Here is a 25066-nt window from a genome sequence, read left to right on the forward strand (position 1 = left end):
GCATTATTCAGCCCCCCTTTCCGGTGTGTCCCGCCTGCAAGTCCCGCCTGCGAAATGACAATTTGTCTGGGCGGTGGATTGGCATGATGCGTGTCATCCAGCATTGTACTGTCGAGCGGATTCGGTTGCAGCGAATTGGCATCAGTGGGAACCGCGCAACCGGGCGCAGCGTCGCGGGGCAGTCATCGTTCATACCTAGACTCTCCCGTTACGACTTGGGGAAGTTCGTCAAACGATGGAGTCATGATGTGAGCAGGACAAGAATAGCAGCCACGGCGATTGGTCTCGCCGGCGTGCTGGCGGCCTCGCAGGCCCAGGCCCAAACGGCAAGCAGCAGCGATCAGGAGATCGCTCTGCTGAAGCAGCAATTGAAGATGCTGGAGCAGAAGCTCGACAAGCTCCAGAGCCAGACCGCCGCCAACACGGCGGCCACGGCGAAGGCTAAAGTCGAAGCAAAGGCAGAGGCGAAGGCCGAAGCGCGCTCGGAGGCGAAAGCCGTGGTCGCCAACGCCAACGCCGCGATCCCGCTCAAGGGACCGGTACCCGTCTCCGGTGCTGTCGTGACGATGCCGAACAACCGGCCGACCATCTGCACCGCTGACGGGGCGAACTGCGTCGCCATCACCAGCCGCGTGCACTGGGACGTCGGCGGCTACAACTATCGTCCCAACACGGCGGCGACGGTGCCGCAGAAGCTCGACAGCGGCGAGAACATCCGCCGCGCGCGCATCGGTGTCGTCGGCAAATTCCTCGAAGACTGGAATTTCGCGCTGATCTATGATTTCGGCGGCTCGTCGGACGGATTTGGCGGCACGGGTGCCGCTGGCGCGACCCCTGTCGGCTTCCTGCCCGGCGGTGGCACATCCGGCATCGAGAACGCTTGGGTGAGCTATACAGGGCTGAAGCCGTTCGGCGGCAAGCTGTCGATCGAAGCCGGCGTCATGGACCTTGCCTGGACCCTGGACGAATCCATGAGCTCCAACGACATTCCCTTCATGGAGCGCGCCTCGGTCGGCTTGATCGCGCAAAACATCGCCGCTGGCGACTTCCGTTCTGCCATCGGCGCACGCTGGTACAATGACGTGTTCTGGGCCGGCGCTTACGTGACCGGCCCCACCACGGGCGCCGTTCACTCGGCCTCGAGCGTTTCACCTCCCGGGACCAGCGAGCAATACGGCGCGGTCGCCCGCGTGGCGGGCCAGGTGGTTAGCGGTAATGGCTACTCGGTGCATCTCGGCGGCGACGCAGAATGGCTGATCCAGCCACCGCGCAATCTGATCGCGAACACGCAAACGCTCACGCTCAGCGACCGGCCCGAGCTGCGCATCGACCCCACGACACTGATCTCGACCGGTGCGATTGCCAATGTCGCGGGCGCCCAGGTGTATGGCGTGGAAGCCGCAGCGACCTATGGATCGCTGTACCTCCAGGGCGAATACTACTGGTTCAACATCGATCGCAACGCGAATACCAGCGTGCCGCTGATCGGAGCACCAAGCCTGAAATTCCAGGGCGGCTATGCAGAAGCGGCTTACGTTTTGACCGGTGAATCACGCAAGTACAATCCGTCGAATGCCGCCTATGGCGGCGTCAAGCCGAACAATCCGTTCTCGCTCGATGGCGGCGGCTGGGGGGCCTGGGAGATTGCCGGCCGCTACTCCACCATGGATCTGAACAATCAGCTCGCGACCGCCGCCGGCATCGCCGGCGGACGTCAGACCGTCTACACGCTCGCGCTCAACTGGTACGTCAACGGCAACGTCCGCTTCATGCTCGACTACCTGCATGGCACGGTATCGAAGCAGGCTTCGCCGATCTCGACCGCCGATGTCGGCTCGAAGTTCGATGCGATCGCGATGCGCACGCAGTTCGCGTTCTGATGCAATCTCTTCCGGGAGCGGCACCGTCCGCTCCCGGAGAGCTACGCTGCGCGCTTCGGCTTCTTGACCGGCTCCGCTTCAGGCGGCGGCGCGCAGGATAGCCGTTGCTGATGACTCTCGCCCCAGGCCTTCAGGATATCGATCACCGGTCGCAGGCTCTCGCCGAGCTCGGAGAGGCAATACTCCACGCGCGGCGGCACCTCGGCATAGACCTTGCGGATGACGAGCTTGTCCTCCTCCAGCGCGCGAAGCTGCTTTGTCAGCATGCGCTGGGTGATGCCGGGCATCCGGCGGCGCAGTTCGCCGAAGCGCTGGGTGCCGTCCTGGAGGTGGTAGAGGATCACGCCCTTCCACTTGCCGTCGATCAGGTCCAGCGTCGCCTCGACCGAGCAGCCGGGACGCCGGGTAAAATCTCGCCGCTTCATGCGTGTTTTCCCAATAGTATCCAAACAGGGACTATATCCCCGAATTTACAGTACTTGCCAAACCGGGGCTAGCGGGACAGTTAGCGGGCCAGGCGCAGATCAAAAGCTACGCGCCATTTGATGGAGACAAGCCATGAAGGCCGTTGGCTACAAAAAATCGCTTCCGATCGAGGATCAGGACGCGCTGATCGATTTCGAGACCGCAAAGCCCGAGCCCAAGGGGCGCGATATCCGCGTCGCCGTGAAGGCCATCTCGGCCAACCCGGTCGATTACAAGGTACGCAAGCGCGCCGCCCCGCCCGAGGGCGAAACGAAGATCCTGGGCTATGACGCGGCCGGCGTCGTCGATGCCGTGGGTCCGGACGTCACGCTGTTCAAGCCGGGCGACGAGGTGTTTTACGCCGGCTCGATCCTGCGCCAGGGCACCAATTCCGAATTTCACCTGGTCGACGAGCGCATCGTCGGCAACAAGCCGAAGAGCCTGTCGTTCGCGCAGGCCGCAGCCCTTCCCCTCACCTCCATCACCGCCTGGGAACTGCTGTTCGACCGGCTCGGCGCGGTGCCCGGCAAGAGCGTCGATCCGCGCACGCTGCTGATCACGGGTGGCGCAGGCGGCGTCGGCTCGATCCTGATCCAGCTTGCGCGCCGCCTCACCGGCCTCACGGTGCTCGCGACGGCGACGCGGCCGGAGTCGCAAAAATGGTGCCTCGATCTCGGCGCGCATGCGGTGATCGACCACGGCAGGCCGATGAAGGAGCAGATCGAGAGCTTGAGGCTGCCGCCGGTCGCGCTGGTGGCGAGCCTTACCTTCACCGACCAGCACTACAAGGCGATCGCCGAGTTCATGGCACCGCAGGGTCGGTTCGGCCTGATCGACGATCCCCCGGAGTTCGCCATGAGCACCTTCAAGGGCAAGGCGATCTCGGTACACTGGGAATCGATGTTCACGCGCTCCTCTTTCCAGACGCCCGACATGATCGCGCAGCATCATCTGCTCAACGACGTCTCCGACCTCATCGACAAGGGCGTGCTGCGCACCACGCTCGACCAGACCTTTGGCACGATCAACGCGGCCAACCTCAAGCGCGCGCATGCGCTGCTCGAGAGCGGCAAGTCGCGCGGCAAGATCGTGCTGGAGGGGTGGTAGCGGCCGCGCCGTTGGGGCGTAGGGTGGGTTAGCCCTGCAGATGCGCGAAGCGCATCTGCTCGGCGTTACCCACCTCTTCTGCCCCTTCGGGAACACACAGTGGTGGGTTACGCCCGCGGACTGCGCTTCGCGCAGCCGCCGGCCAACCCACCCTACGAACGCGTCTCAGGCGATCGTATTGACGATACCGCCTTCCGCCCGCAGCGCCGCACCGTTGGTCGCGGACGCCTCCTTCGACGCAACATAGACCACCATGTTGGCGATTTCGTCGACGCTGGCGAAGCGCTGGATCAGCGAGCTCGGGCGGTGCTGTTTGACGAAATTGGCGGCGGCCTCATCGACCGACTGCCCATTCTGCTTGGCGAGATCCTTCACGAAGATCTCGACGCCCTCCGACATGGTCGGACCCGGCAGCACGGAATTGACGGTGACGCCGGTGCCCCGGGTGAGCTGCGCGAGGCCGCGGGCGACCGAGAGCTGGGCCGTCTTGCTCATGCCGTAATGGATCATCTCGACGGGAATGTTGAGTCCGGACTCCGATGAGATGAAGACGATGCGGCCCCAGTTGCGCTTGAGCATGCCCTTCATATAGGCGCGCGACAGCCGCACGCCGCTCATGACGTTGACCTCGAAGAAGCGGCTCCAGTCCTCGTCAGGGATCTCGAAGAAGTCTTTTGGCTCGAAGATGCCGGCGTTGTTGATGAGGATGTCGACCTCCGGCAGCGCCGCCACAAGCGCCTTGCAGCCCGAAGCGGTCGAGACGTCGGCGGCGATGCCGCGGACCTTAAGGCCCGCCCCTTCCAGCTTGCGCACGACGGCATTGACCTTGTCCTGGCCGCGACCGTTGATGACCACGCTCGCGCCTGACGCAGCGAGACCTTTTGCGATGGCGTGGCCGATGCCGGCGGTAGAGCCAGTCACGAGGGCGGTCTTTCCGGAAAGGTCGATCTTCATGAATCATCTCCATTGTTGCTGAAGCGGATATCGTGTCCGGCGCACGCCGCTTCAATCGCCACAACTGCGAAATCGTAGGGTGGGGCAAAGCGACTTGTCCGCCGTAGCTCGAAGGGCGAAGGCGGAAGCGTGCCCAGCTTTTCGACACGAGTTGAAAGCGAAATGGTGGGCACGGCGCGCTGAGAGCGCACCGTTGCCCACCCTGCGGCACTATTGCCGCGGCGGTAGCGTCCTGAGAAACGCGACGATGGCATCGAGATCCTGGGCCGTCATGCTGGCGTAGGCAGCATAGGCCATCGGCGGCTTGAGCTTGTGGCCGTCTCGCGCAATGCCTTGCGTAATCGCACGTTTGATTTCGTCGTCGCTCCAGCCGCCCAGGCCGGCCGCCGGATCCGCGGTGATATTGGGGGAGATGGATTCGCCCCACGGCCCCTCGAATCTCCGGCCACCCTTGCCGCTCGCACCCGCGAAATCATGCACGGCGGACGGGCCCTCCGGCGTGTGGCATTCCAGGCAATGGGCGATGGTCAGGAGATAGCGGCCGCGCGCGAGCTTGTCGGAGAGCTCAGCCTCGGTCGCCTGCTTGCCGGCATAGGTCGGCGTTTCCGGCTTCAGCGCGATCCTGTATTCCGGCGCCGGCGTTTCGTGGCGCACTGCGGGTACCGAGCGCAGGTAAGCGGTCAGCGCATCGAGATCCCGGGCCGTGAGCACCGTGTAGAACGCGGTCGGCATGATCGGCGCGACCTTGGTCCCGTTCGGCCTGTCGCCGCTGACAAGAAACCGCTTCAGCCCGGCATCGCTCCAGTTGCCGATGCCGGTGTCCTTGTCCGGCGTGATGTTGGAGCCGGTGACCTTGAAGGCAGGCTCATCGAAAACCTGGTTGCCGCCCGAAAGCGCGCGCGAGAGATCAAGGCCCTGCGGCCCGCGCGGCGTGTGGCAGTTGTGGCAGACCATCACGCTGTTGACGAGATAAGCGCCGCGTTCCACCAGCGTCTCGCCAGAGGCCGGCGACATCAACAGTGCCAGCGCGATCCCAAACACAATCCTCATCGACAGCCCCCCGGCCGGAATCGCGCTCACCAGACGATGCGCGGCATGAGATATCGCCGCGCCATACAAAAAAGCGGCGCCCGGGAGCGCCGCTTTCTGAAAACTGAGGTACCGGCCGGCTTACGCCGCCTCGGCTTCCTTCTCCTGCACCGGACCAGAATCCTGGCCCTTGGCATCGACGTCGCGATCGACGAACTCGATCACGGCCATCGCGGCGTTGTCGCCGTAGCGGAAGCCGGCCTTGATGATGCGGGTGTAGCCGCCCTGGCGGTCCTTGTAGCGGGGCGCCAGCACATCGAACAGCTTCTTGACCTGGTCCTTGTCGCGCATCTCGGAGATCGCCTGGCGACGCATGGACAGGCCGCCCTTCTTGCCGAGAGTGACGAGCTTCTCGACGATCGGACGGAGCTCCTTGGCCTTGGGCAGCGTGGTGACGATCTGCTCGTGCTTGATCAGCGCGGCGCACATATTGGCGAACATCGCGCGGCGATGCTCGGCCGTGCGGTTGAGCTTCCGATGAACCTTGCCGTGACGCATGTAACTATTCCTTAGTTTGAAACTGCCGCGACGGTTCGTCGGACATGTTGCTCAGGTGGGCTGCCTGCGTTCGCCCTTCTCAGTCATTCCGGGGCGGCTCGCAGAGCCGAACCCGGAATCTCGTCGTTCCGGGTTCGATGCTGACGCATCCCCCCGGAACGACGAATTCTCAGTAGTGATCCTCGAAGCGCTTGGCGAGCTCGTCGATGTTCTCTGGCGGCCAGCCCGGCACTTCCATGCCGAGATGCAGACCCATCTGGGCCAGCACTTCCTTGATCTCGTTCAGCGACTTGCGGCCGAAGTTCGGGGTGCGGAGCATTTCCGCTTCGCTCTTCTGCACGAGGTCGCCGATGTAGACGATGTTGTCGTTCTTCAAGCAGTTGGCCGAACGCACCGACAGCTCGAGCTCGTCCACCTTCTTGAGGAAGGCCGGGTTGAAGGCGAGGTCCGGGATGATCTCCTGGGCGACTTCCTTGCGCGGCTCTTCGAAGTTGACGAACACGTTGAGCTGATCCTGCAGGATGCGCGCGGCGTAAGCCACGGAGTCATCCGGCGAGATCGCGCCGTTGGTCTCGATCGTCATGGTCAGCTTGTCGTAGTCGAGGATCTGGCCCTCGCGGGTGTTCTCGACCTTGTAGGAGACCTTGCGGACCGGCGAGTACAGGCTGTCGACCGGGATCAGGCCGATCGGCGCGTCCTCGGGACGGTTGCGCTCGGCGGGCACGTAGCCCTTGCCGGTGGCGACCGTGAACTCCATGCGGATCTCCGCGCCCTCGTCGAGCGTGCAGATCTGGAGGTCGGGGTTGAGGACGACGACGTCGCCCACGGTCTGGATGTCGCCGGCGGTGACGACGCCCGGTCCCTGCTTCTTCACGACCATGCGCTTGGGGCCTTCGCCCTGCATCTTGATCGAGATGTCCTTGATGTTGAGCACGATGTCGGTGACGTCCTCACGGACGCCCGCGATCGAGGAGAACTCGTGCAGCACGCCGTCGATGTGCACCGACTGCACCGCCGCGCCCTGGAGCGAGGAGAGCAGGATGCGGCGCAGCGCGTTGCCGAGCGTCTGCCCGAAGCCGCGCTCGAGCGGCTCGGCGACGATGGTCGCGAAACGGTTCGAATCGCTACCGGGCGTGACCTGGAGCTTGTTCGGTCGAATCAGTTCTTGCCAATTTTTCTGGATCGTCACTGTTTCACCCATACAGGCCAGTCAAACTGCTGTTGCAGACACTGGCGTTGGAGAAAGGCCGCGATCATTTCCGCGGCTTTGCAAAAAGTCATCGCGGGCGCCGATGCGCCCGCGACTTGGTCTCAAACGCGCCGACGCTTGCGGGGACGGCAACCGTTGTGCGGGATCGTGGTCACGTCGCGGATCGAGGTGACGGTGAAGCCCGCGGCCTGAAGCGCACGGAGCGCCGACTCGCGGCCCGAACCGGGACCGGCGACTTCGACTTCCAGCGTGCGCATGCCGTGCTCTTGCGCCTTCTTCGACACGTCCTCGGCGGCAACCTGCGCGGCGTACGGGGTCGACTTGCGCGACCCCTTGAAGCCCATCGTGCCGGCGGAGGACCAGGCAATCGTGTTGCCCTGCGCGTCGGTGATGGTGATGGTCGTGTTGTTGAACGACGAGTTCACATGCGCGACGCCGGAGGCGATGTTCTTGCGCTCACGACGACGAACGCGGGTGGCTTCCTTGCCCATAGAGTACCTTTCCTGGAGATCTCAAACGCCGCCGTAATGCCAGCGGCTACACCTGTGGAACGAAAGGCGTGTGGCGAACGGGTCTCCCCTTTCGCCACACGCCGCGATTGGATTCGAAAACTTACTTCTTCTTGCCGGCGATGGCCTTGGCCGGACCCTTGCGCGTACGCGCATTGGTGTGGGTACGCTGACCGCGCACCGGCAGGCCGCGACGATGACGCAGGCCGCGATAGCAGCCGAGGTCCATCAGACGCTTGATGTTGATGCCGACCTCACGACGCAGGTCGCCCTCGACGAGATAGTCGCGGTCGATCACTTCGCGGATCTGGAGCACTTCGGCATCGCTGAGCTGGTTGACGCGACGATCCTCGGGGATCTTCACCTTCTCCAGGATCTCACCAGCGATCTTCTGGCCGATGCCATGGATGTACTGGAGCGCGATCAGCACGCGCTTGTTGGTCGGAATGTTCACGCCGGCAATACGGGCCACGGCTCTCTCTCCTGTTGCCGATCCCTCGTCAGGAACCGGTCTTTAAGTGCTTGGTTTCTCGGGCAGGTGTTCACAAACGCGAACACGACGCCCACCCCTGGTCTTCCTGGGGCCCGGCATCGTTTGAAACTATCCGACTTGGATGCGGGGCTTATTAGGGGATTCAGGGGGCTTTCGTCAACCGCTGCTAGCGCTTAGCTCGCTTTTTCGTGACCTTTTTTGCGGCCTTTTTGGCACCCTTTTTGACTGCCTTCTTGGCGGTCTTTTTGGCTGCCTTTTTGACCGTTTTCTTGGCCGCCGTCTTGGCGCCCTTTACGGCCTTCTTGGCGGCCTTTTTAGCGGTTTTGGCGGCCTTTCTGGCCGTTTTCGCCGGCTTTTTGGCTGCTTTGGCCTTCTTGGTACCCGTTTTGGCACCCTTCTTGGCGGGCGCCGACTTGGCCGCGCTGCGCGCATGGGCCTTGCCATGCGACTTGGGCTCGACCGCCCCCAGCGCCAGGAGCTGGCGATGAATCGCGCGGGTGACCTCGTCGATCGCCATCATGCCGTCGATGGTCGAGAGCTTCCGCCGCTCGGAATAGTAGTGAATCAGCGGCTCCGTCTGGCTGCGGTAGCTGGCGAGTCGCTTGGTCAGGACCTCCGGGGTGTCGTCGACCCGGACCTCCTCCCCGCGCTCCCGCATCTGGGCGACGCGAGTCTCGACGCGGCTCAGCAATGCGCTCTCGTTGACGCGGAGCTCGACCACGGCATCGAGCTTGAGATGCTTGTGCTTGAGCAGCTCATCCAGCGCCTCGGCCTGCGGCACGGTGCGCGGGAAGCCGTCGAGGATGAAACCGTTCTTGGCGTCCGGCTGGTCGATGCGGTCGGAGATGATTCCCACCACGATCTCGTCGGGCACGAGGCCGCCGCTGGCCATGATCTCCTTGGCCTTCAGCCCGACCGGCGTTCCCGCCGCAACGGCCGCGCGCAGCATCTCGCCGGTCGAGAGCTGGACGATGCCATAGCGCTGCACCAGCAGTTGCGCCTGGGTCCCCTTGCCCGACCCCGGCGGTCCCAGAAGTATAATTCTCATCGGCGTACGCCCCCCGGATTGGTGAGCGATACGTCGCGCACCTGTGTTTGAAGTCCAATGACAGTGCAAATCATAATCGGCGTCGCACCGCTACCCATATCATAGGGGAGCAAATGCCAGGACGCCAAGAAGGCCTTTGAAATCAGTGATTGCGTCGCAGGGAGAGCAGCTCTGCCGATGTCTTGGAATGGCTGACTGGTCACCTCGGCGGGCGCCGCGCGCTGCTCGCGCGGCGAATCGGCGACGCTGTCGCGCCGCCCTCGGGGAGCGCCGCGTTTAGCGACGGCGGCCGCGCAGCTTCGACTTCCGGATCAAGCCCTCATACTGATGCGCCAGCAGATAGCCCTGCACCTGCGCCACCGTGTCCATGGTGACGCTGACGACGATCAGCAGCGAGGTGCCGCCGAAGTAGAACGGCACCGACGCGTAGGAGATCAGGATTTCCGGGATCAAGCAGACGATCGCCAGATAAATCGCGCCGAGCACGGTGATGCGCGACAGCACGTAGTCGATATATTCCGCGGTGCGCTCGCCCGGACGGATGCCCGGAATGAAGCCGCCATGCTTCTTCAGATTGTCCGCGGTCTCGGTCGGGTTGAACACGATCGCGGTGTAGAAGAACGCGAAGAACACGATCAGCGCGAGATACATGATCAGGAACAGCGGACGGCCGTGGCCGAGCTGGGTCGTGATCCACTGGAACCATTCCGGCCCGCTGCCAGCGTTGAAGTTGGCAACCGTGGTCGGCAGCAGCAGCAGCGAGGACGCGAAGATCGGCGGGATCACGCCCGAGGTGTTGAGCTTGAGCGGCAGATGCGAGGACTGGCCCTCGAACATCTTGTTGCCGACCTGGCGCTTCGGATACTGGATCAGCAGCCGGCGCTGGGCGCGCTCCATGAACACGATGAAGGCGATCACGGCGACCGCCATGATGATGACGACCAGGATCAGGCCGGTCGACATGGCGCCCTGACGGCCGAGCTCGAGCATGTTGGCGAGCGCCGCAGGCAGCTCGGCGACGATGCCGGCGAGAATGATCAGCGAGATGCCGTTGCCGATGCCGCGCGAGGTGATCTGCTCACCCAGCCACATCAGGAACATGGTGCCGCCGGTCAGCGTGATCGCCGTGGACAGGCGGAAGAACATGCCGGGGTCGCTGACGACGTTGCCGGCGCCTTCGAGGCCCACCGCGATGCCGTAGGACTGGAACGCCGCCAGGATCACCGTGAGATAGCGGGTGTACTGGTTCAGCAGCTTGCGGCCGGACTCACCTTCCTTCTTCAGCGCCTCGAGCTGCGGCGAGACGGTGGTGAGGAGCTGGATGATGATCGAAGCCGAGATATACGGCATGATGTTCAGCGCGAAGATCGCCATGCGGTGGATACCGCCGCCGGCGAACATGTTGAACATGCCGAGGATGCCGCCCGCCTGGGAGCGGAACACCTGTTCCCAGATGTTGGGATCGATGCCGGGCAGCGGGATATAGGTCCCGAGCCGATAAACGAGCAGCGCACCCAGGGTGAACCAGATGCGCTTCTTCAGTTCGTCAGCCTTGGCAAACGCACCGAAATTGAGATTGGCTGCCAGTTGTTCCGCTGCAGAGGCCATCTTGGACTTTCTCCCGCCGCCTGTTGCGCCGTCATGCCCGCGGCCGGGCTACTCTAGCGGACGCCGGACATTATCTGGGGCTCGGCTTCGATAAGTCCACGTCCCACACGCGTAAAGGCCCGCGAGCCGCGGGCCAATGACGCAGTTGTTACGCCGCCTCGCCTTCTTCCTTGGCAGGGGCGAGGATCTTCACCGAGCCGCCGGCCTTCTCGACCGCGGCGATCGCGGTCTTGGTGGCGCCGTGCACTTCGATGTTGAGCTTGGACTTGAGCTCGCCGCGGCCGAGCAGCCGCACGCCGGCCTTGGCGCGGCGCAGCACGCCGCCCTTCACCAGGGCCTCGACGTTCACGACGCTGCCGGCGTCGATCTTCTTGGCATCGACCGCTTCCTGGAGCCGGTCGAGATTGATCTCGGCGAACTCGACGCGGAAGATGTTGTTGAAGCCGCGCTTCGGCAGACGGCGATGCATCGGCATCTGGCCGCCTTCGAAACCCTTGATGCGCACGCCCGAACGCGCGGTCTGGCCCTTGCCGCCGCGGCCGGACTGCTTGCCCTTGCCCGAACCAATGCCACGGCCGACGCGCATACGCTTCTTGCGCGAGCCGGCGTTGTCGGCGATATCGCTGAGCTTCATCGCCCTGCTCCTTGTTTCTTGCGCATGATCTTCACCGAAAACGGGTGCCCGTTGTTCGGGATCCTGCGCCTTTGCTTACTTCTCGTCGACGATGCGAACGAGATGGTGAACCTTCTCGATCATGCCACGAACCGCCGGGGTGTCCGGCAGTTCGCTGGTGCGGCCGATCTTGTTGAGCTTGAGCCCGATCAGCGTCGAACGCTGCGAGTGATGGCGGCGGATCGCGCTGCCGGTCTGCTCGAGCTTGATCGTCTTTGCGGCCTTGGCCATGGGAGTCTACTCCGAAAAGCTTCCGTTAGTCGGCAGCCGCCTCGGCGTCACCGCCGATACGGCGGGACTGGAGGGTGGACACCTTGATATTGCGGCGGGCTGCGACCGAACGCGGCGAATCCTGATGCTTCAGCGCGTCGAAGGTTGCGCGAACCATGTTGTAGGGGTTCGACGAGCCGATCGACTTCGCGACCACGTCCTGGACGCCGAGCGTCTCGAACACGGCGCGCATCGGACCGCCGGCGATGATGCCGGTACCGGCCGGGGCTGCACGCAGGTAGACACGGCCCGCGCCGTGACGGCCGGCGATGTCGTGATGCAGGGTGCGGCCCTCGCGCAGCGAGACGCGGGTCAGGTTGCGCTTGGCGGACTCGGTCGCCTTGCGGATCGCCTCGGGCACTTCGCGCGCCTTGCCGTGACCGAAGCCGGCGCGGCCCTTCTGGTCGCCGATCACGACGAGCGCTGCGAAACCGAAGCGCTTGCCGCCCTTGACGACCTTGGCCACGCGATTGATGTGGACGAGCTTGTCGACGAACTCGCTGTCGCGCTCCTCGCGCTCCCTGCGTTCACGTCCGCCGCCGCGTTGATCGCGTCCACCACGTTGTTCGCGTTCAGCTGCCATGGTTTTTCCAATCCTTCAGAGGCTTGCGCCTCAATCCTCAAATTCCGTTAGAAGCTCAGCCCGCTCTCACGCGCCGCGTCGGCAAGAGCCTTGACGCGCCCGTGATAGAGATAGCTGCCGCGATCGAACACGACTTCCTTGACGCCCTTCTCGGCGGCGCGCTCGGCCAGCAGCTTGCCGACCGCCTTCGCCGCATCGATGTCGGCGCCGGTCTTGCCGCCGTCGCGCATCGACTTCTCGAGCGACGAGGCAGACGCCAGCGTCTCGCCCTTCAAGTCGTCGATGACCTGGGCGTAGATGTGCTTGGACGAGCGGAACACCGACAGGCGCGGACGGCCACCACCGGAGCGGCGCAGCTTCAGCCGCACACTCCGCTTGCGCCGGGCATTCGTAACCTTGGCTTTCGACATGACCGGCTCCGTTACTTCTTCTTGCCTTCCTTGCGGAAGATGAATTCGCCAACATACTTCACGCCCTTGCCCTTGTAGGGCTCCGGCGGACGATAGGAGCGAATCTCGGCGGCGACCTGGCCGACACGCTGGATGTCGCTGCCGGTTACCGTGATCTCGGTCGGCTTCGGCACGGTGATCGTGATCCCTTCCGGGATCGCGTAGACCACGTCGTGGCTGTAGCCGAGCGCGAGCTGCAGGTTCTTGCCCTGCATCGCGGCGCGGTAACCGACGCCGGTGATTTCGAGCTTCTTCTCGAAGCCCTTGGTGACGCCTTCGACCAGATTCGCGACCTGGGCGCGAGCGGTACCGTACAGCGCCCGCGCGCGGTTGGTCTCGAGCCGCGGCTTGACCTTGATCTGGCCGCTCTCGAGCTTCACCTCGACGTCGTCATGGACGACGAACTGAAGCTGGCCCTTCGGCCCCTTCATCTTGACGGTCTGCCCATCGACGGTCGCGGTAACACCCGACGGAACCGCCACAGGCCTTTTGCCAACACGTGACATGGATCAAAAATCCTCCTCAGAACACCGTGAAGAGGACTTCACCGCCCACATTCGCGTCACGCGCGCTGTGGTCGGCCATGATCCCCTTCGGCGTCGACAACACCGAAATGCCGAGCCCGTTGTTGACCCGCGGCAGGTTCTTCACCGAGGCGTAAACGCGGCGCCCGGGCTTGGAGACTCGTTCGATCTCGCGGATGACGGGCTCGCCGTCGAAATACTTCAGCTCGATCTCGATCTCGCTGCGGCCCGAGGAGTGCTCGAGCGTGGCGTAGCCACGGATGTAGCCCTCGGACTTGAGGACCTCCAGCACGTTCTCGCGCATCTTTGAACCAGGCGTGGACACCTTGCTCTTGGAGCGCATCTGCGCGTTGCGGATGCGGGTGATCAGATCGCTGATTGGATCGTGCGTAGACATCTAAACGACCCTCCTTACCAGCTGGACTTCACGAGGCCCGGGACCATGCCCTTGGAGCCAAGGTCGCGCAGCGCGATACGGGACAGCTTGTTCTTGCGGTAGTTCGAGCGCGGGCGGCCCGACAGCTCGCAACGCAGACGGACGCGGGTCGCCGACGAATTGCGCGGCATTTCCGCAAGCTTCAGGGTCGCGGCGAACCGCTCCTCCATCGGCAGCGTCTTGTCGGCGATGATCGCCTTCAACCGCTCGCGCTTCGGGGCGGCGTTCTTCACCATCCGCTTGCGCCGGTTGTTCTTCTCGACTGAACTCTTCTTTGCCATGCTTGGCTCCTGGGTATCCGCGTTTGAGAGGCTTTAGGTCAGCGTCTCACTGCCGGAACGGGAAATTGAAAGCGGTCAACAAGGCCCTCGCCTCTTCGTCGGTCTTGGCCGTGGTGCAGACGGTGATGTCCATACCGCGGGCTTCCGTGACCTTGTCGAAGTCGATCTCGGGGAAAATGATGTGCTCCTTGATGCCGAGCGAGTAGTTACCGCGGCCGTCAAAGCTCTTCGGGTTCAGGCCGCGGAAGTCGCGGACGCGGGGCAGCGCCACGTTCACCAGGCGGTCGATGAACTCGTACATGTGGGCCTTGCGCAGCGTGACCTTGCAGCCGATCGGCTGGTTTTCACGCAGCTTGAAGGTCGCGATCGCGATACGCGAATAGGTCACGATCGCCTTCTGGCCGGCGATCTGGGTCAGCTCGGCAGCGGCGGTCTCGGCCTTCTTGCGGTCGTTGACGGAATCGCCAACGCCCATGTTCAGCACGACCTTGTCCAGGCGCGGAACCTGCATCACGTTCTCATAACCGAACTTCTCGGTCATCGCCGTGCGGATCTTCGCGTCGTATTCCGCGCGCAGGCGCGGCGTGTAAGCGGCCTCAGCCATCGATCTCAGCTCCCGAGCTCTTGGCGATGCGGACCTTCTTGCCGTCCGCCAAAATCTTGAATCCGACGCGGGTCGGCTTTCCGTCCTTGCCGACATACGCGATGTTGGACAGTTGGATCGGCGACTCCTTCGAAATGATGCCGCCCTCCTGGGCCTGCGTCTGCTTCTGGTGACGCTTGACCATGTTGATGCCGCGCACGAGCGCCGTGCCTGCGGCGGGACGCACTTCGAACACTTCGCCGGTGCGGCCCTTGTCGCGACCGGTCAGCACGACGACCTTGTCGCCCTTGCGGATCTTCGCAGCCATCACAGCACCTCCGGCGCGAGCGAGATGATCTTCATGTGGTTCTTGGCGCGCAGCTCGCGCGGCACGGGCCCGAAGATACGGGTGCCGACCGGCTCGGACTGATTGTTGATCAGGACGGCGGCGTTGCGGTCGAAGCGGATGACCGAACCGTCAGCGCGGCGGATGTCCTTGCGGACGCGCACCACGACGGCCTTCATCACGTCGCCCTTCTTCACCTTGCCACGCGGAATCGCTTCCTTGATCGAGACGACGATGATGTCGCCGATCGTGGCGTAGCGGCGCTTGGAGCCCCCGAGCACCTTGATACACATGACACGGCGTGCGCCAGAATTGTCGGCCACGTCGAGGTTGGTCTGCATCTGAATCATTGATGCACCTCGTCCTCTTTCTCTTTGCGCCAGCCCAGCCGGCGCTCAACATTTCCCTGAAGTCAGTCGGCTAAAGCCAACAGATCAGGCGCTTTTCTTGTGTTCGCCCCGGATCACGACCCAGCGCTTCAACTTCGAAATCGGCTTCGATTCCTCGATCCACACCATGTCGCCCGGCTTGAACTCGTTGCTCTCGTCGTGCGCGTGATAGTTCTTCGAACGGCGGATCGTCTTCTTGTAGATCGGGTGCGTGAAGCGGCGGTCGACGCGCACCACAATGGTCTTGGCTTGCTTGTCGCTGACGACCACGCCCTGCAAAGTACGTTTCGGCATCTTCGTAAGCCTCTTACTTCTTCTTCGCGCGCGTCTGCGCGGCGACGGTCTTGATCCGGGCGATGTCACGGCGAGCCTCGCGCAGGCGCGAGGTGTTCTCGAGCTGCCCGGTGGCGCGCTGGAAGCGCAGGTTGAAGCGCTCCTTCTTCAGGTTCAGGATGGCGTCATCCTGCTGGTCGGGGCTCATCGCGCGGATGTCTTCGATCTTCATCTGTGCCATGGCCATTACTCCGCAATGCGCTCGACGAAGCGCGTCTTGATCGGCAGCTTGGCGGCCGCCAGGGTCAGCGCCTCACGCGCCGTCTGGGTGTTGACGCCGTCGATCTCGAACAGCACCCGGCCCGGCTTGACGCGCGCGACCCACAATTCCGGCGAACCCTTGCCGGAGCCCATGCGGACTTCGGCCGGCTTCTTCGACACCGGAACGTCGGGGAACACGCGGATCCAGACGCGGCCGGCACGCTTCATGTGGCGGGTCAGCGCGCGGCGAGCGGCTTCGATCTGGCGCGCGGTGACGCGCTCAGGCTCGGTCGCCTTCAGGCCGAACTGGCCGAAGGCCAACGTCGCGCCCGAAGACGCGACGCCGTGGATGCGGCCCTTGTGCGCCTTCCGGAACTTCGTTTTCTTAGGTTGCATCATGGCTTTAAGCCCTCAAATTCCTGTGCTGACTCAGGCTGCAGCCGTATCGCGGCGCTGACGGCCACCACGATCACCGCTACCACCCGTCTCGCCTTCGGCCATTCTCTTGTCCTGGGCCATCGGATCGTGCTCGAGGATCTCGCCCTTGAAGATCCAGACCTTGACACCGCAGGTGCCGAAGGTCGTGAACGCGGTCGCAACGCCGTAGTCGATGTCGGCGCGCAGCGTGTGCAGCGGCACGCGACCTTCGCGGTACCACTCCATGCGCGCGATTTCCGCGCCGCCCAGACGACCCGAGCAGTTGATGCGGATGCCTTCCGCGCCGAGACGCATCGCCGACTGCACGGCGCGCTTCATGGCACGGCGGAACGCCACGCGGCGCTCCAGCTGCTGCGCGATCGACTCTGCCACCAGCGTCGCATCGAGCTCCGGCTTGCGGATCTCGACGATGTTGATGACGACGTCGGACGAGGTGATGTCCGCGACCTTCTTGCGAAGCTTGTCGATGTCGGCGCCCTTCTTGCCGATCACCACGCCCGGACGAGCCGAGTGGATGGTGACGCGGCACTTCTTGTGCGGACGCTCGATCACGATGCGGGCGACGGCCGCCTGCTTGAGCTCCTTGTGCAGGATCTCGCGGATCTTGACGTCCTCGTGCAACAGCTTGCCGTATTCCTGCTTGCCGGCGAACCAGCGGGAATCCCAGGTCCGGTTGATGCCGAGACGCAGACCGATCGGATTGATCTTTTGACCCATCGTGTGCTCCTGCGTCCCTTAGGCCGCTGCTTCGGCTTCGACCTGACGAACGATGATCGTCAGCTGCGAAAATGGTTTGTAGACGCGGCCCGAACGGCCACGGCCGCGGGCGGCAAAGCGCTTCATCACGAGGCCGTTGCCGACGAAGGCCTGCGCCACGACGAGATCGTCGACGTCGAGGTCGTGATTGTTCTCGGCATTGGCGATAGCCGATTCCAGGCACTTCTTCACGTCAACGGCGATCCGCTTGCGCGAGAACTGCAGATCGGCGAGCGCAGCAGCTGCCTTCCGGCCGCGAATGAGCTGGGCGACCAGGTTGAGCTTCTGCGGGCTCACCCGCAGCATCCGGGCGACCGCCTTGGCCTCGTTCTCGGCGAGGCTCCGTTCGCGCTTAGGTTTGCTCATCGTTTAATCCTCAAGCCTTCTTGGCTTTCTTGTCGCCGGAGTGGCCATGGAAGGTCCGGGTCGGCGAGAACTCGCCGAACTTGTGACCGACCATTTCCTCGTTGACGGCAACCGGTACGTGCTTCTGACCGTTGTAGACGCCGAAGGTCAGGCCGACGAACTGCGGCAGGATCGTCGAGCGACGGCTCCAGATCTTGATGACGTCGTGACGGCCGGACGCGCGGGCGGCATCTGCCTTCTTGAGCAGAGAACCCTCGACGAACGGGCCTTTCCAGACTGAACGAACCATGTCCGGCGTTCCTTACTTCTTCCGCTTGTGGCGGCTTAGGAGAATGAATTTGTTGGTCGACTTGTTGCTGCGGGTCTTCTTGCCCTTGGTCGGCTTGCCCCACGGGGTGACCGGGTGCCGACCGCCCGAGGTACGACCTTCACCACCGCCGTGCGGATGGTCGATCGGGTTCATCGAAACACCGCGGTTATGCGGCTTGCGGCCCAGCCAACGGCTACGGCCGGCCTTGCCGATCGAGGTGTTCATGTGATCCGGGTTCGACACCGCGCCGATCGTGCCGCGGCAACGGCCGTGCACCAGGCGCTGCTCGCCCGAGTTCAGGCGGATGATCACGTAGTCGTGGTCGCGGCCGACGAGCTGGGCGTAGGTGCCGGCGGAACGAGCGAGCTGGCCGCCCTTCCCGATCTTGACCTCGATGTTGTGGATGATCGTGCCGACCGGCATGTTGCCGAGCGGCATGACGTTGCCCGGCTTCACGTCGACATAGTTGCCGGCAACCACGGAATCACCGACGGCAAGGCGCTGCGGCGCCAGGATATAGGCCTGGGTGCCGTCTTCGTACTTGACCAGCGCGATGAACGCGGTGCGGTTCGGATCGTATTCCAGCCGCTCGACCGTCGCGGGCGCATCGACCTTGTCGCGCTTGAAGTCGACGATGCGCAGCGTCTGCTTGTGACCGCCGCCGCGGAAGCGCACGGTGATACGACCGGTGTTGTTGCGACCGCCCGAGGAGTGCTTGCCTTCGGTGAGCGCCTTGACCGGCTTGCCCTTGTAGAGGGCCGAACGATCGACCATCACCAGCTGGCGCTGGCCCGGCGTCGTGGGATTGAATTTTTTCAGTGCCATCGTCGTACGACCTTACAGACCGGTGGTCACGTCGATCCGGTGGCCCTCTTCGAGGGTCACGATCGCGCGCTTGCTGTTCGACTGCGAGCCGAGATTGCCGCGGAAGACCTTGGTCTTGCCCTTGCGGACCAGCGTGTTGACGCTCTTGACCTTGACGTCGAACAGCTTCTCGATCGCTTCCTTGATCTGCGGCTTGGTCGCCTTCGCGGCCACCTTGAACAAGACCTTGTTGTGCTCCGAGGCGATCGTCGCCTTTTCGGTCACGACCGGCGACAAGATCACGTCGTAGTGGCGAGGCTCGATGTTCTTCGTCATTTGAAGCGCGCCTCCAGCGCATCGATGGCGGCCTTGGTCAGAACGAGCTTCTGACGGCGCAGGATGTCATAGACGTTGATGCCCTGGATCGGCAGCACGTCCATGTTCGGGATGTTGCGGGCCGCAGCGGCAAAGCCGTTGTTGAGCTCGGCGCCGTCGATGATCAGCGCGTTGGTCAAGCCGAGGCCCGAGAAGTGGCCGAGCAGCGCCTTGGTCTTCGCGGCTTCCAGCGCGGCCTTGTCGATCACCAGCAGATCGCCATCCTTGGCCTTCGCCGACAGCGCATGCTTGAGGGCAAGCGCGCGGACCTTCTTCGGCAGGTCAGTGGCGTGCGAACGCACCACCGGACCGAAGGCACGGCCACCGCCGCGGAACTGCGGCACGCGGGCCGAGCCGTGACGAGCACCGCCGGTGCCCTTCTGCTTGTACATCTTCTTGCCGGTGCGCCAGATCTCGGCGCGGCCCTTGGCCTTGTGAGTGCCGGCCTGACGCTTGTTGAGCTGCCACTGCACGCAACGCGCAATGATGTCCTGGCGCGGCTCGAGGCCGAAAATGGCGTCGGAAAGCTGGACCGAGCCGGCTTCCTTACCTTCGAGGGTCGTGACCTTCAATTCCATCTCACGCCTCCTGCGCAGCCGGAGCGGCGTCCGCTTCGCCAGCAACCTTGAACTTGCCGGGCTTCGGAGCTTCCTTCGGCAGCGGCTTCTTGACAGCGTCGCGCACACGGATCCAACCGCCCTTGGAGCCGGGAACGGCGCCTTCGACGAGGATCAGGCCGCGCTCGACATCGAGCTGAACGACTCGAAGGTTGAGCGTGGTGATGCGGTCGACACCCATGTGGCCGGGCATCTTCTTGTTCTTCCAGGTCTTGCCGGGGTCCTGACGGCCACCGGTCGAACCGATCGAACGATGCGAGATCGACACACCGTGGGTGGCGCGCAGACCGCCGAAGTTCCAGCGCTTCATACCGCCGGCGAAGCCCTTACCGACCGAGGTGCCGGTGACGTCGACGAACTGGCCGACGACGAAGTGGTCGGCGAGGATCTCGGCGCCAACGGGGATCATGGCATCCGCGGAGACGCGGAACTCCTCGACCTGCCGCTTCGGCTCGACCTTGGCGACCGCGAACTGGCCGCGCTCTGCCTTGGGCATGTACACGGTCTTGCGGCTGCCAGAACCAAGCTGGAGCGCGACGTAACCGTTCTTCTCTTCAGTGCGGTGGCCTACGACCTGGCAATTGCCGAGCTTCAGCACGGTCACGGGGATATGTTCGCCGGCCTCTGTAAAGACCCGCGTCATCCCGACCTTTTGTGCGATCACTCCGGAGCGCATCGGCGTGCTTCCTGTTCTTTCTGTCCGCTAGTCGCGAACGTGATCCAAAAATCTTAGAGCTTGATCTCGACGTCGACACCGGCGGCCAGGTCGAGCTTCATCAAAGCATCGACGGTCTGCGGGGTCGGATCGACGATATCGAGCAGGCGCTTGTGGGTACGCATCTCGAACTGCTCGCGGCTCTTCTTGTCGACGTGCGGCGAACGGTTGACGGTGAACTTCTCGATGCGGGTGGGCAGCGGAATGGGTCCGCGGACCTGCGCGCCGGTGCGCTTCGCCGTGTTCACGATCTCGCGGGTCGACGTATCGAGGATACGATGGTCGAACGCCTTGAGACGGATACGAATGTTTTGGCCGTTCATTGCCGTGCTTTCTCTAGTGAGTGGCGAGTAGCGAGTAGCGAATAGAATTCCCTATTCGCCACTCACCATTCCCTATTCGCTTGTTACTCGATGATCGAGGCGACGACGCCGGCGCCGACGGTGCGGCCGCCTTCGCGGATCGCGAAGCGGAGCTTCTCTTCCATCGCGATCGGCACGATCAGGTGCACTTCCATCGCGATGTTGTCGCCCGGCATCACCATCTCGGTGCCTTCCGGCAGATGCACGACACCGGTCACGTCGGTGGTGCGGAAGTAGAACTGCGGACGGTAGTTGGTGAAGAACGGGGTGTGGCGGCCGCCCTCTTCCTTGGTGAGGATGTAGGCCTCAGCCTTGAACTTGGTGTGCGGCTTGACCGAACCCGGCTTGCACAGCACCTGGCCGCGCTCGACGTCCTCGCGCTTGGTGCCGCGGAGCAGCGCGCCGATGTTGTCGCCGGCCTGGCCCTGATCGAGCAGCTTGCGGAACATTTCGACGCCCGTGACCGTGGTCTTCTGCGTGGCGCGCAGACCGACGATCTCGATTTCCTCGCCGACCTTGACGATGCCGCGCTCGACACGGCCGGTCACGACGGTGCCGCGACCCGAGATCGAGAACACGTCTTCAACCGGCATCAGGAACGGCTGGTCGACCGGACGCTCCGGCTGCGGGATGTACGAGTCGACGTTCTTCATCAGCTCGAGGATCGCCTCGTGGCCGAGCTTCTTGTCGGAATCTTCGAGAGCGGCGAGCGCCGAACCCTTGATGATCGGGATCTTGTCGCCCGGGAAGTCGTACTTCGAGAGCAACTCGCGGACTTCGAGCTCGACGAGCTCGAGGAGCTCCGGATCGTCGACCATGTCGCACTTGTTGAGGAACACGACGAGCGCGGGCACGCCGACCTGGCGGGCGAGCAGGATGTGCTCGCGGGTCTGCGGCATCGGGCCGTCAGCGGCCGACACGACCAGGATCGCACCGTCCATCTGGGCGGCGCCGGTGATCATGTTCTTCACGTAGTCAGCGTGGCCGGGGCAGTCGACGTGGGCGTAGTGGCGGTTCTGAGTCTCATACTCGACGTGCGCGGTCGAGATGGTGATGCCGCGCGCCTTCTCTTCCGGCGCCTTGTCGATCTGGTCGTACGCGGTGAACGTCGCACCGCCGGTCTCGGCGAGGATCTTGGTGATCGCCGCCGTCAGCGACGTCTTGCCATGGTCGACGTGACCGATGGTGCCGATGTTGCAGTGCGGCTTGTTACGTTCAAACTTTGCTTTGGCCATTTGACTCTCCGTTCAATCGTCAGCTCTGGACCGACGACAATCAGGCAAACTTCTTCTGGACTTCTGCCGACACGTTGGCCGGCGCTTCTGCGTAGTGGTCGAACTGCATGGTGAAGGTCGCGCGCCCCTGGCTCATCGAGCGCAGGTTGTTCACGTACCCGAACATGTTCATGAGCGGCACCATCGCGTTGATGACGTTGGCGTTGCCGCGCATGTCCTGACCCTGGATCTGACCGCGCCGGGAATTCAGGTCGCCGATGACCGAGCCGGTGTAGTCTTCCGGGGTCACCACTTCGACCTTCATGATCGGCTCGAGCAGGACGGACTTGCCCTTCTGCAGCGCTTCGCGGAATGCCGCGCGCGATGCGATTTCGAAGGCGAGCGCCGACGAATCGACGTCGTGGTACTTGCCATCGACGAGCTGAACCTTGACGTCGACCACGGGGAAGCCCGCGACGACACCAGAGCTCATCACGCTGTTGAGGCCCTTTTCGACGCCGGGGATGTATTCCTTCGGAACCGCACCGCCGACGATCTTGGACTCGAACTCGTAGCCCTTGCCGGGCTCGTTCGGCTCGACCACGATCGACACTTCCGCGAACTGACCGGTACCGCCGGTCTGCTTCTTGTGGGTGTACTTGACCTCGGCCTTCTTGGTGACGCGCTCACGGAACGCAACCTGCGGCGCGCCGATGTTGGCGTCGACCTTGTAGGTACGCTTGAGGATGTCGACCTTGATGTCGAGATGGAGTTCGCCCATGCCCTTGAGGATGGTCTGGCCGGACTCCTGGTCGGTCGACACGCGGAAGGACGGATCCTCCGCGGCGAGCTTCGCCAGCGCCACGCCCAGCTTTTCCTGGTCGGCCTTGGACTTCGGCTCGATCGCGATCTCGATGACCGGCTCGGGGAATTCCATCTTTTCCAGGATCACCTGCTTGTCGGGATCGCACAGCGTGTCACCGGTGCGCGCTTCCTTCAGGCCGGCCAGCGCGACGATGTCGCCGGCATAGGCTTCCTTGATGTCCTCGCGGTTGTTCGCATGCATCAGCAGCATGCGCCCGATGCGCTCCTTCTTCTCGCGCGTCGAGTTCACGACGCCGGTGCCGCTCTGCAGGATGCCCGAGTAGATGCGACAGAAGGTGATGGTGCCGACGAACGGGTCGTCCATGATCTTGAACGCGAGCAGCGCGAGCGGCTCCTTGTCGTCGGCCTTGCGCACGACCTCGTTGCCGTGGTCGTCGGTACCCTTGATCGCGGGCACGTCGATCGGCGACGGCAGATAGTCGACGACGGCGTCGAGCAGCGGCTGCACGCCCTTGTTCTTGAAGGCCGAGCCGCACAGCACGGGATAGAACGCGCCGGTCAGCACCGCCTTGCGGATCAGCCGCTTCAGCGTCGCCTCGTCCGGCTCGTTGCCGTCGAGGAAGGCGGCCAATGCGTCATCGTCGAGCTCGACGGCGGCTTCCACCATCTTCTCGCGGTATTCCTTGGCCTGCTCGACGAGATCTTCCGGGATGTCGACATAGTCGAACTTCGCACCGAGCGATTCATCGTTCCAGACGATGCCCTTCATCTTCACGAGGTCGACGAGACCCTTGAAGTTGTTCTCGGCACCGATCGGAAGCTGGATCGCGATCGGCTTGGCGCCGAGGCGGTCGACAATGTCGGACAGACACTTGAAGAAGTCGGCGCCGGTCTTGTCCATCTTGTTGGCGAAGACGATGCGCGGAACCTTGTACTTGTCGCCCTGGCGCCAGACGGTCTCGGTCTGGGGCTCGACGCCCTGGTTCGAGTCGAGCACGCAGACGGCGCCGTCGAGCACGCGCAACGAACGCTCGACTTCGATGGTGAAGTCGACGTGGCCGGGGGTGTCGATGATGTTCAGGCGCTTGCCGGCCCAGAAGGCGGTGGTCGCAGCCGAGGTGATCGTGATGCCACGCTCCTGCTCCTGCTCCATCCAGTCCATCGTCGCGGCACCTTCGTGCACTTCGCCGATCTTGTGGCTCTTGCCGGTGTAATAGAGGATGCGCTCGGTCGTCGTCGTCTTGCCGGCGTCGATATGCGCCATGATACCGAAGTTACGGTAGTCCTCGATGGCATGTTGGCGGGGCATGGGTTGTTCCTTGCGAGTCCGTTTGTTTCGCCGTTACCAGCGATAGTGCGAGAAGGCGCGGTTGGCTTCCGCCATCCGGTGCACGTCTTCACGCTTCTTGACGGCGTTCCCGCGGTTGTTCGATGCGTCCAGGAGCTCAGCCGAGAGCCGCTCGGTCATCGTCTTCTCGTTGCGCTCGCGCGCGGCCGAGATCAGCCAGCGGATGCCCAGCGCCTGCCGGCGGGTGGAGCGAACTTCGACCGGAACCTGGTAGGTCGCGCCGCCGACGCGGCGGGAGCGAACCTCGATCGTCGGCATGACGTTCTCGAGCGCCTGCTCGAACACGCCGAGCGGGTTCTGCTTGGTCTTGGTTTCGATGATGCCGAACGCACCGTAGACGATGCCTTCGGCGACCGACTTCTTGCCGGCGTACATCACCGAGTTCATGAACTTCGTGACGATGATGTTCCCGAACTTCGGATCCGGGAGAACTTCGCGCTTTTCCGCTGAGTGGCGACGAGACATTGAGCTGGTTCCCGCTTACTTCGGACGCTTGGCGCCGTACTTCGAACGACGCTGCTTACGGTTCTTGACGCCCTGGGTATCCAGAACGCCGCGGAGGATGTGGTAGCGCACGCCGGGCAAATCCTTGACGCGGCCGCCGCGGATCATGACCACCGAGTGCTCCTGGAGGTTATGACCTTCGCCGGGGATGTAGCCGATCACCTCGAAGCCGTTCGTCAGGCGCACCTTGGCGACCTTACGAAGCGCCGAGTTCGGCTTCTTCGGGGTCGTGGTGTAGACGCGGGTGCAAACACCACGCTTCTGCGGCGACTGCTGCAGCGCCGGCACCTTCTTGCGCGACTTCTGCACTTCACGCGGTTGAGCGATCAGCTGGTTGATCGTCGGCATCCTGGCCTTACCCTTTGTTCTGCCGCGGTCCCTTCCGGGCCCGCTGTCTTGGCGCGGCCCGTTGCCGGAACCGCAATTCTTTTCGGGCCACCTGCCCGACGAGGTCGCCTCGCACGGAACAATCCGCACAAAGCGAAATTGCGCCAACCGCTCCA

The 25066-nt window shown here is 63.5% G+C and carries 36 protein-coding genes; 2 read left to right on the plus strand and 34 right to left on the minus strand.

Going from position 1 to position 25066, the window contains the following annotated elements; all coding sequences use genetic code 11:
* Nucleotides 1-248: 248 nt before the first annotated feature.
* Complete coding sequence (locus AB7008_RS30570) at nucleotides 249-1880, plus strand: OprO/OprP family phosphate-selective porin (RefSeq protein WP_248878448.1); 1632 nt, start codon at nucleotides 249-251, stop codon at nucleotides 1878-1880.
* Nucleotides 1881-1921: 41 nt separating this feature from the next.
* On the opposite strand, the gene AB7008_RS30575 is transcribed toward AB7008_RS30570, so the two are convergent.
* The gene (locus AB7008_RS30575) at nucleotides 1922-2305 is read right to left on the minus strand and encodes a winged helix-turn-helix transcriptional regulator (protein WP_028151187.1); all 384 of its coding nucleotides are present in this window, start codon (nucleotides 2303-2305) and stop codon (nucleotides 1922-1924) included.
* A 133-nt stretch (nucleotides 2306-2438) separates the two neighbouring features.
* Between AB7008_RS30575 and AB7008_RS30580 the strand changes: the two genes are divergently transcribed.
* On the plus strand, nucleotides 2439-3452 hold the full coding sequence (locus AB7008_RS30580) for a zinc-binding alcohol dehydrogenase family protein (RefSeq protein ID WP_041959359.1): 1014 nt from the start codon (nucleotides 2439-2441) through the stop codon (nucleotides 3450-3452).
* Nucleotides 3453-3617: 165 nt separating this feature from the next.
* Here the strand turns inward: AB7008_RS30580 and AB7008_RS30585 are convergent, their stop codons facing one another.
* The 33 genes from AB7008_RS30585 to rpsL all read right to left on the minus strand — a co-directional run bounded on the left by AB7008_RS30585 (nucleotide 3618) and on the right by rpsL (nucleotide 24911).
* Nucleotides 3618-4406: an SDR family NAD(P)-dependent oxidoreductase gene (locus tag AB7008_RS30585; RefSeq protein WP_304490251.1), complete on the minus strand. Its 789-nt coding sequence runs from the start codon at nucleotides 4404-4406 to the stop codon at nucleotides 3618-3620.
* A gap of 210 nt (nucleotides 4407-4616) precedes the next feature.
* The gene (locus AB7008_RS30590) at nucleotides 4617-5456 is read right to left on the minus strand and encodes a c-type cytochrome (RefSeq protein ID WP_441260014.1); all 840 of its coding nucleotides are present in this window, start codon (nucleotides 5454-5456) and stop codon (nucleotides 4617-4619) included.
* Between the two features lie 120 nt (nucleotides 5457-5576).
* Complete coding sequence (gene rplQ / locus AB7008_RS30595; RefSeq protein WP_014494513.1) at nucleotides 5577-5993, minus strand: 50S ribosomal protein L17; 417 nt, start codon at nucleotides 5991-5993, stop codon at nucleotides 5577-5579.
* 169 nt (nucleotides 5994-6162) lie between these two features.
* Nucleotides 6163-7194 (minus strand): DNA-directed RNA polymerase subunit alpha, encoded by a 1032-nt coding sequence (locus tag AB7008_RS30600; protein WP_008136316.1) that lies wholly within the window; start codon nucleotides 7192-7194, stop codon nucleotides 6163-6165.
* A gap of 110 nt (nucleotides 7195-7304) precedes the next feature.
* Nucleotides 7305-7694 (minus strand): 30S ribosomal protein S11, encoded by a 390-nt coding sequence (gene rpsK / locus AB7008_RS30605; protein ID WP_007603045.1) that lies wholly within the window; start codon nucleotides 7692-7694, stop codon nucleotides 7305-7307.
* A 121-nt stretch (nucleotides 7695-7815) separates the two neighbouring features.
* Nucleotides 7816-8184, minus strand: a complete 369-nt coding sequence (gene rpsM / locus AB7008_RS30610; protein WP_014494511.1) for a 30S ribosomal protein S13 — start codon at nucleotides 8182-8184, stop codon at nucleotides 7816-7818.
* Between the two features lie 187 nt (nucleotides 8185-8371).
* Nucleotides 8372-9253, minus strand: a complete 882-nt coding sequence (locus AB7008_RS30615; RefSeq protein WP_441260015.1) for an adenylate kinase — start codon at nucleotides 9251-9253, stop codon at nucleotides 8372-8374.
* 276 nt (nucleotides 9254-9529) lie between these two features.
* Complete coding sequence (gene secY, locus AB7008_RS30620; RefSeq protein ID WP_028152980.1) at nucleotides 9530-10861, minus strand: preprotein translocase subunit SecY; 1332 nt, start codon at nucleotides 10859-10861, stop codon at nucleotides 9530-9532.
* A 148-nt stretch (nucleotides 10862-11009) separates the two neighbouring features.
* A complete protein-coding gene (gene rplO / locus AB7008_RS30625; RefSeq protein WP_014494508.1) occupies nucleotides 11010-11495 on the minus strand; it encodes a 50S ribosomal protein L15 in 486 nt (161 codons plus the stop codon).
* A 75-nt stretch (nucleotides 11496-11570) separates the two neighbouring features.
* Nucleotides 11571-11765, minus strand: a complete 195-nt coding sequence (gene rpmD / locus AB7008_RS30630) for a 50S ribosomal protein L30 (RefSeq protein WP_011088137.1) — start codon at nucleotides 11763-11765, stop codon at nucleotides 11571-11573.
* A 25-nt stretch (nucleotides 11766-11790) separates the two neighbouring features.
* Nucleotides 11791-12387: a 30S ribosomal protein S5 gene (gene rpsE / locus AB7008_RS30635; RefSeq protein WP_014494507.1), complete on the minus strand. Its 597-nt coding sequence runs from the start codon at nucleotides 12385-12387 to the stop codon at nucleotides 11791-11793.
* Between the two features lie 47 nt (nucleotides 12388-12434).
* Nucleotides 12435-12797, minus strand: a complete 363-nt coding sequence (gene rplR / locus AB7008_RS30640) for a 50S ribosomal protein L18 (RefSeq protein ID WP_007603036.1) — start codon at nucleotides 12795-12797, stop codon at nucleotides 12435-12437.
* An 11-nt stretch (nucleotides 12798-12808) separates the two neighbouring features.
* Nucleotides 12809-13342: a 50S ribosomal protein L6 gene (gene rplF / locus AB7008_RS30645; RefSeq protein ID WP_028152982.1), complete on the minus strand. Its 534-nt coding sequence runs from the start codon at nucleotides 13340-13342 to the stop codon at nucleotides 12809-12811.
* A 16-nt stretch (nucleotides 13343-13358) separates the two neighbouring features.
* Nucleotides 13359-13757 (minus strand): 30S ribosomal protein S8, encoded by a 399-nt coding sequence (gene rpsH, locus AB7008_RS30650; RefSeq protein ID WP_014494505.1) that lies wholly within the window; start codon nucleotides 13755-13757, stop codon nucleotides 13359-13361.
* A gap of 14 nt (nucleotides 13758-13771) precedes the next feature.
* On the minus strand, nucleotides 13772-14077 hold the full coding sequence (gene rpsN, locus AB7008_RS30655) for a 30S ribosomal protein S14 (RefSeq protein ID WP_014494504.1): 306 nt from the start codon (nucleotides 14075-14077) through the stop codon (nucleotides 13772-13774).
* A gap of 46 nt (nucleotides 14078-14123) precedes the next feature.
* Nucleotides 14124-14681: a 50S ribosomal protein L5 gene (rplE, locus tag AB7008_RS30660; RefSeq protein WP_014494503.1), complete on the minus strand. Its 558-nt coding sequence runs from the start codon at nucleotides 14679-14681 to the stop codon at nucleotides 14124-14126.
* On the minus strand, nucleotides 14674-14988 hold the full coding sequence (gene rplX, locus AB7008_RS30665; protein ID WP_014494502.1) for a 50S ribosomal protein L24: 315 nt from the start codon (nucleotides 14986-14988) through the stop codon (nucleotides 14674-14676). Before rplX ends, rplE begins: the two co-directional genes overlap by 8 nt.
* Nucleotides 14988-15356 carry a 50S ribosomal protein L14 gene (gene rplN, locus AB7008_RS30670; RefSeq protein ID WP_007603030.1) on the minus strand — a complete coding sequence of 123 codons (369 nt, stop codon included), beginning with the start codon at nucleotides 15354-15356 and terminating at the stop codon, nucleotides 14988-14990. Before rplN ends, rplX begins: the two co-directional genes overlap by 1 nt.
* Nucleotides 15357-15440: 84 nt before the next feature.
* Nucleotides 15441-15689, minus strand: coding sequence for a 30S ribosomal protein S17 (gene rpsQ, locus AB7008_RS30675; RefSeq protein WP_007603028.1), 249 nt, complete (start codon nucleotides 15687-15689; stop codon nucleotides 15441-15443).
* A gap of 13 nt (nucleotides 15690-15702) precedes the next feature.
* Entirely contained in the window at nucleotides 15703-15909 is a 207-nt protein-coding gene (rpmC, locus tag AB7008_RS30680; protein ID WP_011088144.1) for a 50S ribosomal protein L29, read from the minus strand.
* Between the two features lie 5 nt (nucleotides 15910-15914).
* The gene (rplP, locus tag AB7008_RS30685; protein ID WP_008136349.1) at nucleotides 15915-16328 is read right to left on the minus strand and encodes a 50S ribosomal protein L16; all 414 of its coding nucleotides are present in this window, start codon (nucleotides 16326-16328) and stop codon (nucleotides 15915-15917) included.
* Between the two features lie 30 nt (nucleotides 16329-16358).
* Entirely contained in the window at nucleotides 16359-17084 is a 726-nt protein-coding gene (gene rpsC / locus AB7008_RS30690; RefSeq protein ID WP_014494500.1) for a 30S ribosomal protein S3, read from the minus strand.
* Nucleotides 17085-17102: 18 nt separating this feature from the next.
* The gene (rplV, locus tag AB7008_RS30695) at nucleotides 17103-17489 is read right to left on the minus strand and encodes a 50S ribosomal protein L22 (protein ID WP_008136353.1); all 387 of its coding nucleotides are present in this window, start codon (nucleotides 17487-17489) and stop codon (nucleotides 17103-17105) included.
* Nucleotides 17490-17499: 10 nt separating this feature from the next.
* Nucleotides 17500-17778, minus strand: coding sequence for a 30S ribosomal protein S19 (rpsS, locus tag AB7008_RS30700; RefSeq protein WP_008136357.1), 279 nt, complete (start codon nucleotides 17776-17778; stop codon nucleotides 17500-17502).
* Between the two features lie 12 nt (nucleotides 17779-17790).
* Nucleotides 17791-18624, minus strand: a complete 834-nt coding sequence (rplB, locus tag AB7008_RS30705; protein ID WP_014494499.1) for a 50S ribosomal protein L2 — start codon at nucleotides 18622-18624, stop codon at nucleotides 17791-17793.
* Nucleotides 18625-18636: 12 nt separating this feature from the next.
* Nucleotides 18637-18939: a 50S ribosomal protein L23 gene (locus AB7008_RS30710; protein WP_008136362.1), complete on the minus strand. Its 303-nt coding sequence runs from the start codon at nucleotides 18937-18939 to the stop codon at nucleotides 18637-18639.
* On the minus strand, nucleotides 18936-19556 hold the full coding sequence (gene rplD, locus AB7008_RS30715) for a 50S ribosomal protein L4 (RefSeq protein ID WP_011088150.1): 621 nt from the start codon (nucleotides 19554-19556) through the stop codon (nucleotides 18936-18938). Before rplD ends, AB7008_RS30710 begins: the two co-directional genes overlap by 4 nt.
* A 1-nt stretch (nucleotide 19557) precedes the next feature.
* The gene (rplC, locus tag AB7008_RS30720) at nucleotides 19558-20271 is read right to left on the minus strand and encodes a 50S ribosomal protein L3 (protein ID WP_014494498.1); all 714 of its coding nucleotides are present in this window, start codon (nucleotides 20269-20271) and stop codon (nucleotides 19558-19560) included.
* Between the two features lie 53 nt (nucleotides 20272-20324).
* Entirely contained in the window at nucleotides 20325-20633 is a 309-nt protein-coding gene (gene rpsJ / locus AB7008_RS30725; RefSeq protein ID WP_002712302.1) for a 30S ribosomal protein S10, read from the minus strand.
* A gap of 83 nt (nucleotides 20634-20716) precedes the next feature.
* Nucleotides 20717-21907, minus strand: coding sequence for an elongation factor Tu (gene tuf / locus AB7008_RS30730; RefSeq protein ID WP_014494497.1), 1191 nt, complete (start codon nucleotides 21905-21907; stop codon nucleotides 20717-20719).
* Between the two features lie 40 nt (nucleotides 21908-21947).
* Complete coding sequence (fusA, locus tag AB7008_RS30735; protein WP_014494496.1) at nucleotides 21948-24020, minus strand: elongation factor G; 2073 nt, start codon at nucleotides 24018-24020, stop codon at nucleotides 21948-21950.
* Nucleotides 24021-24053: 33 nt separating this feature from the next.
* Entirely contained in the window at nucleotides 24054-24524 is a 471-nt protein-coding gene (gene rpsG / locus AB7008_RS30740) for a 30S ribosomal protein S7 (protein ID WP_027520967.1), read from the minus strand.
* A gap of 15 nt (nucleotides 24525-24539) precedes the next feature.
* Nucleotides 24540-24911 carry a 30S ribosomal protein S12 gene (gene rpsL / locus AB7008_RS30745; RefSeq protein ID WP_007603006.1) on the minus strand — a complete coding sequence of 124 codons (372 nt, stop codon included), beginning with the start codon at nucleotides 24909-24911 and terminating at the stop codon, nucleotides 24540-24542.
* Nucleotides 24912-25066 lie beyond the last annotated feature (155 nt).

The sequence above is a fragment of the Bradyrhizobium sp. 521_C7_N1_3 genome, from assembly GCF_052075975.1.
In the GTDB taxonomy this organism is placed as follows: Bacteria; Pseudomonadota; Alphaproteobacteria; order Rhizobiales; family Xanthobacteraceae; genus Bradyrhizobium; species Bradyrhizobium japonicum.